Annotated in this window: 15 protein-coding genes; 5 read left to right on the forward strand and 10 right to left on the reverse strand. The window is 55.2% G+C overall.

Annotated elements, in window-relative coordinates; genetic code table 11:
* The first annotated feature begins 185 nt into the window (after positions 1-185).
* Genes EKD03_RS13255 through EKD03_RS13265 form a run of 3 tightly spaced genes read left to right on the forward strand, consistent with a single transcriptional unit; the run spans position 186 to position 2487 of the window.
* A complete protein-coding gene (locus EKD03_RS13255) occupies positions 186-761 on the forward strand; it encodes a PadR family transcriptional regulator (RefSeq protein ID WP_129631585.1) in 576 nt (191 codons plus the stop codon).
* Positions 762-774: 13 nt separating this feature from the next.
* Complete coding sequence (locus EKD03_RS13260) at positions 775-1722, forward strand: ATP-binding cassette domain-containing protein (protein ID WP_129631588.1); 948 nt, start codon at positions 775-777, stop codon at positions 1720-1722.
* A 9-nt stretch (positions 1723-1731) separates the two neighbouring features.
* The gene (locus tag EKD03_RS13265) at positions 1732-2487 is read left to right on the forward strand and encodes an ABC transporter permease (protein WP_129631591.1); all 756 of its coding nucleotides are present in this window, start codon (positions 1732-1734) and stop codon (positions 2485-2487) included.
* Positions 2488-2494: 7 nt separating this feature from the next.
* Here EKD03_RS13265 and EKD03_RS13270 read toward each other — a convergent pair whose 3' ends face one another.
* Positions 2495-5005, reverse strand: a complete 2511-nt coding sequence (locus tag EKD03_RS13270; RefSeq protein ID WP_129631594.1) for a sensor histidine kinase — start codon at positions 5003-5005, stop codon at positions 2495-2497.
* Positions 5002-5667: a response regulator transcription factor gene (locus EKD03_RS13275; protein WP_129631597.1), complete on the reverse strand. Its 666-nt coding sequence runs from the start codon at positions 5665-5667 to the stop codon at positions 5002-5004. The genes EKD03_RS13270 and EKD03_RS13275 overlap by 4 nt, the downstream gene beginning before the upstream one ends.
* A gap of 193 nt (positions 5668-5860) precedes the next feature.
* On the opposite strand from EKD03_RS13275, the gene EKD03_RS13280 reads away from it, so the two are divergent.
* Positions 5861-6283 (forward strand): hypothetical protein, encoded by a 423-nt coding sequence (locus tag EKD03_RS13280; RefSeq protein ID WP_129631600.1) that lies wholly within the window; start codon positions 5861-5863, stop codon positions 6281-6283.
* A gap of 119 nt (positions 6284-6402) precedes the next feature.
* A complete protein-coding gene (locus EKD03_RS13285; protein WP_129631603.1) occupies positions 6403-10023 on the forward strand; it encodes a glycoside hydrolase domain-containing protein in 3621 nt (1206 codons plus the stop codon).
* Between the two features lie 31 nt (positions 10024-10054).
* Here the strand turns inward: EKD03_RS13285 and EKD03_RS13290 are convergent, their stop codons facing one another.
* The 8 genes from EKD03_RS13290 to bchU all read right to left on the reverse strand — a co-directional run bounded on the left by EKD03_RS13290 (position 10055) and on the right by bchU (position 16575).
* The gene (locus EKD03_RS13290; protein WP_129631606.1) at positions 10055-10984 is read right to left on the reverse strand and encodes a peptidoglycan DD-metalloendopeptidase family protein; all 930 of its coding nucleotides are present in this window, start codon (positions 10982-10984) and stop codon (positions 10055-10057) included.
* 107 nt (positions 10985-11091) lie between these two features.
* Positions 11092-11379, reverse strand: a complete 288-nt coding sequence (locus tag EKD03_RS13295; protein WP_129631609.1) for a hypothetical protein — start codon at positions 11377-11379, stop codon at positions 11092-11094.
* A gap of 1 nt (position 11380) precedes the next feature.
* Positions 11381-12277, reverse strand: coding sequence for an alpha/beta fold hydrolase (locus tag EKD03_RS13300; RefSeq protein ID WP_129631612.1), 897 nt, complete (start codon positions 12275-12277; stop codon positions 11381-11383).
* A 39-nt stretch (positions 12278-12316) separates the two neighbouring features.
* Positions 12317-13495, reverse strand: coding sequence for an NAD(P)/FAD-dependent oxidoreductase (locus EKD03_RS13305; RefSeq protein ID WP_129631615.1), 1179 nt, complete (start codon positions 13493-13495; stop codon positions 12317-12319).
* Positions 13496-13719: 224 nt separating this feature from the next.
* Positions 13720-14133, reverse strand: a complete 414-nt coding sequence (locus EKD03_RS13310; RefSeq protein WP_129631618.1) for a hypothetical protein — start codon at positions 14131-14133, stop codon at positions 13720-13722.
* A 26-nt stretch (positions 14134-14159) separates the two neighbouring features.
* Positions 14160-14477 carry a hypothetical protein gene (locus EKD03_RS13315; RefSeq protein ID WP_129631621.1) on the reverse strand — a complete coding sequence of 106 codons (318 nt, stop codon included), beginning with the start codon at positions 14475-14477 and terminating at the stop codon, positions 14160-14162.
* Positions 14478-14553: 76 nt separating this feature from the next.
* On the reverse strand, positions 14554-15474 hold the full coding sequence (gene bchG, locus EKD03_RS13320) for a (bacterio)chlorophyll synthase (RefSeq protein ID WP_174842871.1): 921 nt from the start codon (positions 15472-15474) through the stop codon (positions 14554-14556).
* 12 nt (positions 15475-15486) lie between these two features.
* Entirely contained in the window at positions 15487-16575 is a 1089-nt protein-coding gene (gene bchU / locus EKD03_RS13325) for a bacteriochlorophyllide d C-20 methyltransferase BchU (RefSeq protein ID WP_129631627.1), read from the reverse strand.
* Between the last annotated feature and the right edge of the window lie 111 nt (positions 16576-16686).

A 16686-nucleotide genomic window follows, 5' to 3' on the forward strand; every position in this document is an offset into this window, starting at 1 on the left:
CCGCCCCCGAAGATCTTTTTTTGTGGTGTTTTGGCGGCGAAGCCGCCAAAACACCACAAAAATTGGGGTTTGGGGCGCAGCCCCAAGGACGTTGCACATGCCCTAAATATGTTTCAAACTGGGTTTGACAACCCGATACCAAGGCGATATACTCAAAACTGAGTATTCAAACAAGGAACCCGACTATGTCTATGGATCGCCAACTGCTCCTACTCGGTCTGCTGCGCGCCCAAGAGATGCATGGCTACCAACTCAATGAGTTTATTGATCAGCAGATGAATTTTTGTGTGGATTTGAAGCGCTCAACCGCCTACTACCTGCTCGATAAACTCTGCCGTGATGGCTATGTCGAAGAAGAGGTCGAGCGCGAGGGTAACCGCCCCGAACGCAAGGTTTATCACATTACCCCCACTGGGGAAGCGCTCTTCCAGGATCTGCTGCGCCAGAATCTCTCCGTCTATGCCCCGCCCTTCTATCCCGAAGATATGGGGATTATCTTTGAGCACCAGTTGCCCCCCGCCGAGAGCCTCGCTCTCCTGCATACCCGCCGCGAGGCGATTCTGCGCCATCGTGAACGGGTACATGCGCTCTATCAGCATCTCCCTCCGTCCCATACGGCGGTGATCGATCACCATATCCTCCACCTTGAGGCCGAACTGACCTGGGTGGATCGCCTGATTGCGGATCGTACTGCCCGGCTGCCTACTTCGGATGGGGTATCTGTTTCGCCTCACATCCCCTGCGCTGCCGCTTCAGAATGATACGAGGTCTTCTATGACTGAGATGGCTATTGAGGCCCGTGGTCTCGTCAAACGTTATGCCGAGGTGACAGCGGTTGATGGGATTGATCTTCAGGTGCCGGCGGGCATGATCTATGCCCTGCTTGGCCCCAATGGGGCCGGCAAGACCACGACGATCAGTATGCTCACCACGCTTGTGCGCCCTACTGCCGGTGAGGGCCGTGTGGCCGGGTACGATCTGCTGCGTGAAGCTGCACAGGTACGCACGCGCATCGGTGTCACCTTCCAAGATATTGTGCTGGATAACGATCTCACCGGGCGTCAGGTGCTCGATATTCATGGCCAACTCTATCGCCAACCCACCGATCTGCGCCGCAAGCGGATCGCCGATCTGGTTGATCTGGTGCAGTTGGGTGATGCGATAGATCGCCTAGTCAAGACCTATTCGGGCGGTATGAAGCGCCGTCTCGAATTGGCCCGTGGCTTGATGACCGATCCGGCCATCCTCTTCCTTGACGAGCCAACCCAGGGCCTCGATCCCCAAAACCGTACCGGCATCTGGGGCTACCTGCGCGAACTTAACCACCAGCGCGGGCTGACCGTGCTACTCACCACCCACTATATGGAGGAGGCCGAGGCGCTTGCCAGTCAGGTTGGGATTGTTGACCATGGCAAACTGGTTGCTCAGGGCCAACCCACCGATCTCGTGGCTGCGATGGGGGCCGATGTGATCCGGGTGCGTGGGCATGGCGATCCGGCTTCGTTTCTCAATCAGGTAGCGCGGTTGCCCTTTGTCGAGCGTGTCGAGACGGACCGCGCCAGTGGCCACCTCTCGCTCTATGTTGATCAAGGCAGCCGCCGCCTCGTCGAGATCATCGCCGCCAACACCAACGGCTACCAGATCGAAGACGTGACCATTGCCCGCCCCACACTCGCCGATGTCTTTCTGCACCATACCGGCCACGCCCTGCGTGACGAATAAGGAGTTCCTATGCACGCCACCTATGTGATATGGTCGAAGCACATGACCAAATTCTGGCGCAGCACCGAGGAGTTACTCGGCTTAGCGCTACAGTCGGTTCTATGGGTGGTGCTCTTTGGGGTGGGTATGCGCGGCATGATCAGCAACGTGGAGGGCAGTGACTACATGTCCTACATCCTGCCCGGCATCATCGCCCTGAGCGCCCTCGGCGGTGCCGTAGGTGGTGGCATCGTGTTGCTCGACGAGCGCCTGCGCGGGATCACCAAGGAGTATCTGGTAGCCCCCATCCCGCGCCTGAGCATTCTGCTCGGCAATGCCAGCAGCACCGCCACCAAGGCCATGATCCAAGCCGCGATCATGTTGGTGGTTGGGGTCTTAATGGGCGCACGCCTGAGCCTCAACCCCCTCGGCTGGATCGCGGCACTGCTACTCCTGGCCCTCTTTGCCATCGGCTTCAGTGGCCTCGCCCTGGCCGTCGCCGCCATCTCGCGCTCGATTATGGGCTACCACGGCATGATCTTTCTCTTCAACCTGCCGTTGCTGTTTGCCTCCAACGCACTCTACCCACTCTCGGTACTCCCCGGCTGGATGCGCGTGATCGTCATGCTCAACCCCACCACCTATCTAGTTGATGCGGTACGCGCCCTTGCCTTCGGCGTTCCCGCCACCCTCCCGTTGCTGCTCAGCTTAGCGGTGGTGCTGCTCTTTGCTGTACTCGGTACTTGGCTGGCGTTGAGCCTCTTCCAGCGTAGTGTGTTGAAGTAGGGCTGTTTTAGGTGTGTGAAGGTGCCGAAGGATACGGTATCTGGAGTGTGGCTCGACAACCCGCCCCTGGTGAGGTCTCGATCTTGAGTGTCCCATTGAGATCACGAGCCATATCTTCACGCAGATAGAGACCAAGTGCATCGGCACGGATGTGTGTTGGATCATAAATAAATCCCTGGCCATCATCCGTAACCTGGACGAGGAGTTGATCGCCTGCTTGCCAAACCCGGATTGTGATCGTGCGGGCATTGGCGTATTTCAGCGCATTCACGAACAATTGCTTTATGATCATATAGATAGAATCGCGGGTGTACTCGTCCAGGTTACTTTCATCTGCTTCAAAATCATAAATAAATCGAATTTTTGGATATTCATACTCCCAATCCATTACTGCTTGTTCAATCGTGGGTTTTAAATACTGACCAACCCCCGGCGGGCGCAGATTGTTGGAGATTTGGCGCAGGCTGCGTGCCAGATTACTTCCTTGTTCACGAATAGAGCCTAACGATGTCGGGGCATCGTTGAGTTGCATTGCCTCATCAAGATGCGTTAAGATACGTCCAAGGGCGGCCAATGCTTCATCGTGAATAAGTCCACTTATTCGGGTATTCGCTTTGAATGTGTTTTGTCGTTGAAGGTGTGTCACTTCACGATACTTCTCGATAAGATCGTGTTGCCGTTTACTCATAAGCCGTTCATGTTCGCGCTTACGTAGTACGGTCAGTGCCTGCAACACACGACTATACACATGCGGATCGTCAATTGATGATTTTCCAGTTGCATGTGGGTTGATCGCAATCAAAACTTCCTCATGCTCACTATCACCGCCTAAAGGCAAGAGTACCAAGGTCGAGGGCAGTGTTGTGCGCCCAATCGTTACGCTCTCTGGGCGCAGGGCAATCAGTTGATTCAGTGCAGCATGCAGATCGAGATCGCGGAGCCACAATAGGGTATCACTAGATGTCCATTCAAGGGGTTCCCATTGCAGTTCTGATGTCGCTGTTGTCGCACGTGTTACCCATAGCCAATCTTCCACCCCCATGTGTCGCCCAACACGGGTTACCAGCACATTCCAGAGATCTTCCTGCTTCTCAGCGGCGAAGAGCGCATCTATTGCTTGTTGTAATGCGTCGTGGCTACCTTGCCAACGGCGAAATACTTGCCAACCTGCTAACATCATCCCACCTCCAAGTGTACTCCCCGCAATGAGGAATATGGTCAGTATATCGGCTTGATTTGCGCCCATCCCATACGCACCAGTTACGAGACGCACGCTGAGATTGGGAACTTGGATACCTACAACGCCAACCAGCGTCCCCCAGAGCAGTTGTTGCCCACGCCTCTGAGTCATACGATCTGCAAAGAGCAAGAGGTAGCTGAGGGGAATAGCTGCGAGCAGCACACTGTAACCACCACCCACACCACCCATGATTTGCGGTATGAGGTCAAGCAAGAGATAAATGAGAATGATCGCAGCCTGAAATGATGCAATCACCTGAATACTCGGTGGGCAGCGTTGGTAGTGATCTTCAAGTGCCTCGGCAAGCCAGTGCAACCAACGCTGCACAGGATGTGGTGAGCGCACTGATAATCGCCTCACCCAACCCGGCAGATGATGCGCGAGTGCGGTCAGAAAGATACCTGCCACAGCCAGCATGACCCCCACAACAATGATGGGTAGACGCACATAGCGCCATGTTGGGTCAACCGGACGGAGCAATTGAACCGCATACTTCCAATCATCCGTTGGAAAGGGTGACTGCAAAGCATGCAGACATGTGGCCAGGGCCGAAATAGTTGCGTAACCCAAAAGTATCGGTGTAAGGCGCTGAATGCGCTCCGAAATTGGCGCAAGTGGGTAGGGGAGCGATGTGATTGCTATCGCGGCGGCGATCAAGGGAGTAAGGATATCTGCTCCCAGAACCGCCACTGGATATTTGAGGCTCCCTAGGCTTTGGGCAATCGCAACCGACTGCCATGCCAGAAACCAGAGCGGGATACCGCTCTGCTGTAAAAAGAGCCGCAGATTATGTGACTTCTGGTGCATGTAGGCACGGGTAAGGGTGAACAACAACATTGTCGGGGTGAACCAGAGTACGAGGGCTGCCAGACCGTAGCGAGCGAGAACGAGCTGTTCCCACGCATCGGGAGGTATGAGGGGCAGTCCAATACTGATCTGCTCTTCACCGCGCTGTACGAGTGCTTGCAGGGTGGTGTGGAGGGGGTGTTGGGGGAGTTCGTGCAGGTTAAGCCGCTGAACTTGCTCCCACAGCATGCCATCTACGGCCAGAATTCGATCATCTGGTTGGAGATCAATACCAGCATGTTGCCCACTTGGTGCATGCAAAATCCGCCCAGTCAAGACATCAACCGTATCACTCACGGGCGCGATCCCCGCAATGCCACTTACTGGTCGTCGCCAAGCTTGCACGAGGCTTGCTACTGCCAGCACAAGACTGGCTCCACTTATGGCCCAGAGACCATACAGGATCGTGGGTAGACGACGCTGGGGCTTCATCGGATCAACCCCTCGCGGATGGCAATCGCAACCGCACGGGTCATATTGCGCCGCGACGAATCTTCCTCTTCAGGGATGAGCTTATCGAGGATGCGCTTTTTATGAAATTCTACCGTAGGTGGCGCTACCGTTAATCTATCAGCAATCGCATTGGTTGTGTATCCATCAGCGGATAGGCGCAGTATCTCTAACTCGCGTCGAGTCATTCGATATTTCAATTCGATACTAGGACTATACACAATATCGCGCCTATCGCAGAGGATTGCGCGCACTGCGCTCACCAGTGCTTGCGCAGTATCAATCTTTAGGACAAATCCCCGAACACCAGGAGATTCTCCATCCGATACGTAATGTCGAAATTGATAATCCTCAGATGAATAGATAACAAAAGGAATTGGTGCGTACTGGGCGATCAGGTGGAGTAAATCTCGTTGTGGAATAAAAGGAACCGTTTCAGACCCCATATTATGAAGATCTGTAATCACTGCATCAAAAGATACGGCTTCTTTCGCTAAGATACGCTGTAACTCAATACCATTAGTACAGAATATTACGTGCGCTCCAGCTCGTTCAAGATAGGGCACTGTATGATCACGCTGGTTGAGATCATCATCTGCGAAGAGAAGACGCTTGCCTTGGAGTGGCTGGGATTGTGGTGGCATTGCTTACCCCATTGGATGTATAGGCTCACAATTGCACCATGATACATGGGAATGCCCTATCTGGCTACTCTGGAAACCCGTAGGCTCTGGCGCTAAAAAGACTATGGATTCTAGGGATTGTAAGAGCCGATTAGATCTGGTGTTATAGAGCGTAGGAAATGGCTCCCGTATATCAGATCAAGGAGGTATCGGCATGAACAGTTCGTTCTGGCAGCGACGTTGGTGGTCGTTCTTTGCTGTGATTATGGTTGTGTTGGTAAGCCTGCCTGCTCTTCCTCCACAAGTTGCAGATGCAAGTGCAACTGGTTGCCGTGTTGGCGGAGGTGGGAAGTTTTGTTTTAAGGTAGATGGAACAGGGAAGTACGTTCGTACAGTAACGTTTGAGCGGTTTCGTACTGGTAGGATCTGTGATCCGAATGTTACGGTACTGATAAAGGATAACAATGGGTATGTTATTCCGTCGAATATACCCCCGTATAGTCAAAAAGGTTGCTGGACTGCAGCCTATAGTGTCAAGATCAATATTGACCAGCGCTTCCCTGATAACGCAAGTCAGATCTGTGGTCAATGGCGTGAGAATGGGTACTTCTCTGAAGTGTGCCATCGGATGAAATAACAAGCAATGCTACTACCACGGTGAGGTTTTCCTCACCGTGGTAAGTTTTTAGGATTAAAATATTTTTCTATTGATAGCAAATATGATGTTTATAATAATGTATCTCAAGGAGCACCACTATGTTACGGCGAAGTCTTATCCTCATCGGTATGTTGATGCTCGTGCTAGGCTCTTTTGCTGCCCCCTTTGCCTATGCAGACTCTGCGGCTCCCGGAAATGCTGAGATAGGTACAGGGGCTATCGAGTTTGCTGAACCTTCTGCTGCCAGCTTGGATTCAATACATAGCAACGATACGATCTTCGGGGTGATCGAGAATGGCAAGACAACCATCGCCTTGCGGGTCTGTGGTCAGGGGCCACATATTCAGATGCGCTCTGAGCATATCGGAAGCTGGATAAGTGAGATATTCTACCGTACTGACCTAAGTAACGGTTGTTCACCAAGTCCAACCAGTTGGTGGAAGATGGTTATTAATGCGAATGCGGGAACTGGTGAGCGCTTTCGTATCTATGCCTCGGCCTATGAGAACCGACTGTCAGATGCGGATTTTATGGAGCGCGCCCGGCGCTATATTTGTACCATCCCAAGCCCTGGACAGGTGAGTTGCGATGCCGAAGCCGTGACCGCACCCCGGATCGAAATTGATGATCCAGCCAACGGATCAACGATCCAAGGTGTTGTGACGGCGCGTGGCTGGGTTGTAGATAAGGCATCTACTGATGGAACTGGTGTGACTGAGGTACAGATGCGGGTAAATGGTACGTTTCTTGGTACCGCTACCTATGGCGAGTCTCGACCAGATGTTGCAACACACCTTGGTGATACGCGCTTTACCGCATCTCAGTATCGCCGCAGTTTTGATACAAGCTCGATTCCTAATGGTTCGGTAACTCTTCAGATTTCATACCGTATCTATCGAACACTCAATTATACGATCCAGGGTGTAGCTCGAACCACAACAATTGATCAGTGGCATAGTGCAGATCGGTTGGTTACGCTGAATAATCCCGGTTATCCACTAACGGTCTATAATGCTCCAAACTATAGCTCAACCTGGTGCTATGCTGATTCGCCTAAGTCTGCGAATATCTATACCACCTGTAACGATCAGATTTCATCAATCCAACTACGCCCAGGTTGGTCGGTACGCCTCTATCGCGATGCCAATCAGGGTGGATCAAGTGTCTGTTTGGTGGGGAGTGATGCTGATCTGAGCAATAATACGTTTGAGGATGGCTCACCGCTTGATAATGCAATCTCTTCGTTTGAGCTCTTTAATCAGGCGAACTGCCCACCGGCTCGTCAGCCTACCTATGCCCTTGAGGTCTACTCAGGTGCGAATTTTACCAGTAATTGGTGTTATTCCAATGCACCTACTTCGGCTAATATCCACTCAACCTGTAATGATCGCATCTCTTCCATTCTTCTACGTAGTGGTTGGTCGGTGCGGCTCTATCGTGATGAGAACCAAACAGGCCCAAGTGTGTGTATGGTGGGGAGCGATGCTGATCTGAGCAATAATGTGTTTGAGGATGGCTCATTGCTCAATGATGCGATCTCGTCATTTACGCTCTATAATCAATCAAACTGCCCACCGATTGCCAAGGTTCCTACCTATCCTTTCGAGGTCTATACGGATATTGGCTATGCGGGTGGGTATTGCTACGCAACCGGCTCCAAGACCGCGAACATCCATGCAAGTTGCGCTGGTCAGATATCATCACTCTTGCTCGCCCCTGGTTGGTCGGTGCGGCTCTATCAGGGTGTTGATCAGACTGGTCCAAGTGTTTGCATGAATAGTAGCGATTCGAATCTAACCGATAATCATTTTGATGGTGGTGCTCCACTTAATGACGCCATCCGTTCGTTCAGCCTCTATGCGCAGTCCAATTGCCCCTCTACGCAGCCTGCCCCGCCTCCTGTAGCACAACGGGTCGTTATCAGTAGCGATCAGGGTTTTGATACCTGTGCTGCACCGAGTGAGGCGACGATGCGGGCATGGCTTAATAGTCCTTATGATTTTATTGGTATCTATATTGGTGGTTCTGCCCGTGCATGTCGCCAGCCTAACCTCAATGCTACGTGGGTTTCCCGTGTGGGTCAGCAGGGCTGGGACTTCGTGCCGATTTGGGTTGGCCCGCAGGCTCCCTGCTCAGGTTTTGGTAGTCGGTTTAGTAGTGATCCTGCTACAGCACGGGTTGAGGGGGCACGTGAGGCTGATGCTGCCGTAGCAGCGGCAAAGCGGCTTGGTCTTACCTCAGCCGATGGTACTGGTAGCATCATCTACTATGATATGGAGAACTTTAATACGTCGAATAGTAGCTGCAAAGCTGCTGTCACCGCATTTATTGGTGGCTGGACCCAGCGCCTCCATGAGCTTGGCAACCAATCGGGTGCGTATGGCTCTGCGTGTGGCTCATCTGTTGCCCAGTGGGCGACTGCGAACCCAGCACCTGATGCGGTCTGGATTGCTTCTTGGTTCCAGGGCTACTACCGCCCGAATGTCTCGACCTTTAAGTTGTCATGTGTTAGCGACTCGCTCTGGTCGAATAATCAACGCATTCGCCAATACCTTGGTGGCCACAATGAGAAATGGGGAAATGTTACTATCAACATTGACTCGAATAAAGCGACTGGCCCGGTTGTTGCTGTGAGTGGTAGTCAAACTGCTCTCCAGTCTTCTACGCAGCTTCAGTCTACACTTGATACTGCATACGTTACGAGTAGCGGACGGACGGTTGCTGATATTGGTTTGGTGAATAACACAGAGGGTTGGGCGATCATCGATCAGCAGTTGTACTGGACGGCAACGCGAGGCGTTGATTGGAGAAATATTACGCCCCCAATCACTGGTCTGACAATTCATACGGCCACATTTATCACTCCAACCCATGGCTGGCTGACTGCTATAGTTCCTGTGACGAATGGTACGGCTGTGGTGTTGTTAGAGACGAATGATGCTGGTAAGTCCTGGTCGCAGCAGTTGTTACCGGCTGTGATGATGGATGCTACTCCTGTGCTGCCCGCGATGAGCCATGTCCATTTCTTCGATGCAATGAACGGTTGGATTGTCTATCAACTTCCTACTGGAACCAACTTTAGCATGGGAACTTTGCTGCGTACTCGTGATGGAGGGGACACCTGGACTCAGTTTCAACTGCCGATTGCTGCCCCAGTACGTTTTATCTCGGCTGATGTCGGTTGGATAGCAGGCGGTGTTGATGGTGGTAGCCTCTATGTGACTCGCGATGGTGGTGCGAGTTGGACACCCCAAGCGCCTATCATACAGTCCGAAATGACTGAGTATGCTTCTTATCAACTCCCGACGTTCACCTCTGCGCAGGAGGGGTTCCTCCCGGTTATCCTTAGTCAGCCTGATCAAACACGGGTTGCTATCTATAAGACAACCGATGTTGGACAAACTTGGGTGCTGCACAATGAGCGTACTCTTTCGGGTATGGTTGAGCAAGGAACGAGTGTGCCGGTTGCGGTTCTCAGTGCTACTAATCAGATCGTTGCCGATCCTGCCGGGGTTGAATCATTGCCCGCTGGTGTTACGAAGTTTGCGTTTGTCTCGGCTCAATCTGGTTGGGCGATGGGAATGAGCCAAGTCTGTGTGGCGGGGAGCGGAAGCTGTACGTTGCAATCTGAGCTATATGCAACTGTTGATGGCGGCAAGACATGGTCACCGCTGGCCATGCCTGCGTTCAAAGTCTATCTGCCGATACTCGTTCGGTAGTTCTCTAGGTACAGCCTATTTCCTATTTTGTTTATCTCTCCACCAACCCCGTCGGGTCTACATTCTGCTCCCCCCGCCACACTTGGTAATCCAGGTGTGGCCCGCTCGAAACCCCGCTACTCCCCACCATCCCGATCACCTCGCCGGGGCGTACCTGCTGCCCACTGATTACGGTCACTATCGCGAGGTGCGAGTAGCCCGTCTGCCAGCCGCTTGCTCCATCGCGTACCCAGACATGATTCCCCGCTGGGTAGCTCTCAAGATCGACCTCCACCACCCCCGCATGCGTGGCAACTACCGGGGTGTACCATGTCGCCCCTGGTTCTGCATAGCCGTCACCATCCCCGTCCACCGCCAGATCCACCGCCCCCAACACCTCCGTCGGGGCATGGCTGCCGACCCCATACTCTTGCGTGATCACCACCGTGCCGCTGCTCGGCTGGAGTGGGCAGCCACGTGGCCCTTCTGCACTCAACCAGAATGCGGGCGGCACTGGCTCTGGCGGGGTTGGGCGCAGCAGCAGGGCGGGGCTAGGTGTCTCTGGGGCCGCCTGTGGCCCTGCCACCGCAAACTGCGCCGCCTGTTGGCCGGAGCGCGGGCTGAGGCTGGCGAGGATCTGTGCGGCACGCACGGGTTGGATGGGCAGGCGGCGATGTATGTGGGGTAGCTCGCCCTGGAGCGCCGCACTGGCCAGCGTGGCCACGAGGGTCAGGGTGAACAGCGCCGGGGCGGCCTGGCTCATCGGCTGTGGCCAGTGGAGCACCTGGTTGGCTGGGATGGGCGGGGCTAGTTCATTCGGCCTAATCCCCAAGATGAGCGCCAGTTGCTCGCACTCCTCCCATGCCAACGGACGCACGCCATACTCTGCCTCAGCTAAACGCCGCGCAGGCAGATCGGCTAAACGGGCGAGATCGAAGAGGGAAATTGCGCGGTTCATGCGCAGGGTGCGCAGCGCAGACATACGGCCTCCTGGCAAGTGGGCGGTACCATACGCTCTAGGGTAGCACCTACCCTAGGCTCCAGGCCCATCCCCAGATGACAGAAGGCCAACAGGAAGATGACAAAACCTTAGTCGTCGCTGCGGTTAATCACTTCATCGGCCAGCGGATTGGCCTCAATCTCGGCCAGCTTGCGCATATATTCGCGCCGCTCCAACATCTTGAGGGTGATGTAGGCCAAGACCACCGCTACAAAGCTTCCCGGCCAGATCAGCCACTCGAAGTGGATCTGAATGCTGAAGAAGAAACTGGCGGTGAAGACAAAGAGGAAGACCAGCCCAGTGATCATATAGACCTCAAAGCTGGTGCTCGTGAGGTAGATCTGGTCGCGGGCACTGATGCGGCGTTCCTGAATCATATTAAGCCTCCTTCTGTGAGAGGGACTGCCGCGCAAGCCATGGCAGTAGAATATCGCAAAACTCCTGCGGGGTCTCATCAAAAGGGCAATGGCCACTCTCTGGAATGAGTGCAACCTCTGCGTGTGGCAGTAGGTGTTTTTTGAAGGCGTGTGCCATCCGTACAGGGACGGAAGCATCACGCTCGCCCCAGATCAGCAGGCTCGGCACGTTGACCTTGTTCTTCTCGAATGTGATGTTCAATTCGTGGAAGGTGCGGCTCACCGCCAAGTAGGCTTCGCGTCCACCCTTACGGCGCAGCGGCGCACTGAACTGATCGATCAGTTCCGGCGTGATGCGCTCCTTGCGGTGGTAGGTCGAGAAGAGTCCCTGTTTTGCGCCGACAATATTCCCAAACAGATTGGCAAACAACTCGCCCACCCCCGGCGATTGCATCACATTGCGGAAGATATGATCCATGTCGGGGAGCGGAATCAATTTGGGGACATTCAGGCCGATACTATTCACCAACACGAGTCCGCGTACCAACTGAGGGTAGTCGTGGGCGGTCTGTGCGGCGATCATCCCCCCCAGCGAATGTCCAACCAGAATAGCTGGGCCGTGGGCGGTCTCGGCGATCAGTTCGGCAATCTGATCGGGCCAGAGTTCGCGGCTCGGTTTCACATGTGGGATGGTTGATTGGCCGAAGAAGTAGAGATCCGGCGCAATGATCGTATGCTCCTTGGCGATCATACGCATCACGGCGCGCCAATGTTCGATCATCCCACCATAGCCGTGGATCAGGATCACGGGGATTCCGTGACGTGGCTCTGAGTGCCAGTAGCGCATCGGGCCATGCAGCCCTTCGAGCCAGTACTCAGAGATATGGTGGGTTTGGATTGTAGGAAGGGCTTCTACCATGGGATGACGAGCTTTTCCTCTATAGGTGTCGCGGGTAGTTTAGGATGAACTGATCGAATTGCGATAAAACTGCTCGATCCCCTTCTTAAGCAACTGGATGGTATAACCAGTTATGGGCATCCCCAGCGGGTTGCCCACGCCATCATCGGGGCCAAGCGAGACCAGTTCGCCCAACTTGAGGGGTTGGTAGGCGCGGGGCGGCCGCCCCTGAACCTCATCGAAGAGCGCCTCGGCCAGATGCTCGCCCTGGCGCATTGCATAACTCGCGGTGGCGGGGATCGTCTCATCGCCCAGACCTGCCGGGATCGCAGCACAGTCACCGAGCGCAAAAATATCTTCACGATCCTCAACCCGCAGATAGCGATCCACCCGTGCCCGCCCCATCTTATCGGTGGGCAACCCCGCCTGCACAATCAGATCGGGGGCGCGCACACCCGCCGCCCAGATGATCGTCCCGGCGCGGAGCACGCGGTTGCCACTGACCCGCATCAGGTTGGGTTCCACCGCCTCGACATCAATATTCAGGTAGATACTCACTCGGCGGCGGTCAAGCACCCGTTCGGCCTCATCATTCGCCCAACGTCCAAACTGGTGCAGCAGGACATCGTGGCGGTCGAGGAGCGCAATTCGCACCTCACTGCGTGGGGCGCCCGTTTCGCGGCAGAGCCGATCAACCCAGACCGCAAACTCCCCCGCGAGTTGGCAGCCGGTATACCCGCCGCCGATAATTGCCGTGGTGAGGGCAACCCGCTGCTCTTTGGGGTCGCGCATCTCCGCAGCGGCCTTAAATTGAGCGATCACATGGTCGCGGATGGCGAGGGCATTGGGATAGGTACGCAGCGACAAGGTATGTTCGGCGGCTCCTGGAACGTTATGGAAGTCGGTCACACTCCCTAGGGCGATCACAAGGCGCTCATAGCTGATGCGTTGCCCATCGTTGAGCACTACTGCCTGCTCACCTGGGAGGATCGCGCTCACATGCGCACAGATAAACTCAATCTGCCGCCCGCGAATGAGTTGGTCAATCTCATAGATCGCAGCTCGGCTATCGCTGCCATCGGTGGCGGTATGATGAAGTTCCTGGATCAGTTGGTGATAGGGATTCTGATCAATCAAGGTGACGACCGTATCCGTTATACGTTGGGCGCGTAGCGACTTCTCCAAATTCATTGCAGTACGCAACCCACCATACCCAGCCCCAAGGATGACAATCTTCATAGAAACACCACCACACAGAGCGCGAAAGCCGTAGAGTCCACCTTCGGTGGGGGTTTGGGGGCGGCTTGCCGCCCCCAAACCTCTCTTTTGTTGGTGTTTGGCGGCGCAGCCGCCAAACACCAACAAAAACTGCTGTCAGCATACCACATAATGCCACAAGATGACAAAGCGCCACACGCGCCGCGTGTAGCACCCTGCCACCTTGTTTCCAACATCAGCGCCGATTACCCCTTGGGCTTCTCGACCCACTCATCAACACGGGCAGCGGTGCGCTCCACCTCGCTTGCAGCGCGGTCGGCGACGCGGCCCAAACTGGTGCCGAACTCATCGGCGGCGCGGGAGATCCGATCCGTGAAGGCGCGGGCGCGCTCACCAATCGCATCAACGCTGGGGATGTTTAGGGTCGGCTCAGCGCCGGAGAAGACCTCCTCGACCACGCGCTCGGAGACCACCGAGATCTCCTTAGGAATGGCGACGATGGCGCGGGCTGTCTCGACCATCGCAGTGCGCACGCGGCGGCGCGTAGCGGTGGGCAGCAGCCCAAGCGGGGCGGAGATGGCCGAGAGGCCCAGCCGAATGGTTCCGCCTACCAGGGCAGCCCCGGCACCGATCAGCGGATTCTGTTCGGTATTGCTCATAGAGATACTCGCTTTCACTACAGTCTTTAGTTAGCGCTCAACTCATCCTTCGGTGCAGTCTTGGCGGCTGGCTCACTCTCGGCCTTGGCCTCCCACTCATCAATCACCGTGCTGGCAACCTTGGCCAGATCGCCCGGAATACCAACCACAGCGGTCAGTGCTTCCTTGGCAGCATTGCGCAGGTGCTGACGCGAATCAGCGGGGAGCACCGCGAGAGGTAGCGTGATAACCGAGAGACCCACGCGGGCGATCCCGCCCCCGACCCCGATCACCGTCTCAACGAGGTTGTCGCTCCGCGCGGTGCGGACGCTACGTACTCGCACTTCACCCTGAGTTTCGGACATTGAAGACCTCCCTTACTTATCACCGACTGAACGTCTCGGCGGCGAAACCCTCCCAACTACCCAGGGAGGCTCGCAATCAGCCGAAATACCCACCCACAAGGAATGCCGAGACTATTTGGATCAGCGCTACAAATGGGTTGGTGGCAATGAGGTAGCGCATGAAGTTTTTGTGACTTGGATCACCGTAGAGCTTGATCTGGCTATAAATAGGTGCAATCACTGCAAAGGCGATGAAGGCTGCAACCCAATAGTTGCCCCATATCACGGCCAGAACCAGGAACAGGATTTCGCACAAATTGATGATTGTATAGGCCACCAACAGCGCGGGTTGCACCCCAATCGCCACGGCCAGCGACTGAAGCCCATGCTGCCGATCTCCCTCGACACTCTTGATGTCGTTGAGTACCAGCATCCCGGCGGTAAGGCCACCATTGATCATCGCGACGGTGATGCTCTCCCATGTGATCGGCGCAAAGATGATATGCCCGACCATCCAACTCACCGTCACATAGCCGATTCCAACCGCCGGTGGCCCCAGCAGATAGTTCTTCTTGAACTTGATCGGCGGCATGCTGTAGAGCACGGAAAGGATGATCCCAAACACTGCCAGCACCGTGATCATCGCATCTTTGAAGATCAGCGAGACCAGGAAGGTGGCCAACCCCAGGAAGAGCCAGTTGGCGCGTGCGCCATTCAGGCTTACGAGGCCGGCTGGAATGGGGCGCGAGGGATCATTGATCGCATCAATCTCACGATCATAGTAGTCATTGATGCTCTGGCTAAAACCAGTGCCCAATGGCCCGGTCATCAGGGCACCCAGCAGAATCAGCCCCCAGTGGGTACCGTCCCACCAGTGGAACCCGTTGGCCGTCCCGGAGGCTAACGCACCACAGATGCAGATCATCGCTGGCGAGATCCAGGTAATCGGATCTGCCAGTTCGATATGCGCCCGGACGCGCTTGGCCAACGGGATCTGTTGTTCAGAAGTCGTGATCATATCGCCCAATCACTATGGCTTGACGGCCTGGTAGAGCACATGATCATAGGCCGCATTCATCGTCACGTCGGTGAAACCGATACCCTCCAACACCTTCGTGTAGAGTGCGTGATCCTTGAATTCGAGCACCGAGAAGCCCATGCCAATCGAGCAGATGTAGTGGGTCAGGTAGTCGTAGTTCGGCTTCTGCGGATCGCTGATCACCATGTCGAGGATGAAGACTCGCCCACCTGGCTCCAGGGCATCAAACGCCTTCTTGAGCATCATGGTGCTGAACTGCTCGTTCATCGGATAGAGGATGCGTGCAAACATGACCGCCTGGGTCTGCGGATATGGCTCTTTGTACATATCGAGCGCCAGCGGGGTAATCCGCTCGGCCAGCCCACGCGAGGCCACATTCTCCGAAACCAGATCGACCGCGCTCGGCAGGTTGATCAGGGTGACGTTCAACTCAGGGAACGCCTCGCACAGCGCCGAGGAGATGTCGCCAATACCACCACCAACATCGAGCAGCCGGGTGATCCCCTCCATCTTCGCATGCTCACGCAGCATACGGATCGGGAAGTGGACGTTGCTACGGTGGATCGTCTCGTAGAAGACGTTATCCTCGCGGGTGCGTGGTGGGTAGGGCACCAAGCTGGTGAAGTCCATCGTACCACGAACGACATCGGCGAGGTTGACATAGAAGGTCTGCACCAGGCTGCTGATGTAATCCACGAAGGGAACCATCGTCAGGTTGCGGTGGTGCTCCGGGTCGGTGAAGAACTGCACGGCGAAGGGAGTGAGTGCCCAGCCACCCTCGACGAGGCGGGCGAGGCCGATCTCCTTCAGCGTGATCAGGAACTTCTCTAACCGCATGGGGACAGTGCCGGTGGCCTCAGCTAGGGCGTTGAGTTCATGCACCCCGTCGCCCATCGCCTCGAACAGCCCCAGGTCTGTTGCCGCCTTGACTGCAAAGAAGTCAATCGTGCCTTTGAAGACGATATCATAGGCCCGTTCGGAGCCAGCGAACAACTCGTCTTCGTTCGCGCTGCACCGACAGCCAGGAGTACAGGGGGTAGTCGTTACAGCGGGGAGATCTTGTACGGTCATGTTGCTCATAATACGGTTACTTTCCTTACTGCAATCCCAATGGTCATGTCTATAGAATCATGGCTGCCAGCAGTAACCTGCGCCTTCTTGGGCACACCGGGCCTCTTGCTTTGCTGGGCA

It is taken from the genome of Candidatus Oscillochloris fontis (genome assembly GCF_004138135.1).
GTDB lineage: Bacteria > Chloroflexota > Chloroflexia > Chloroflexales > Chloroflexaceae > Oscillochloris > Oscillochloris fontis.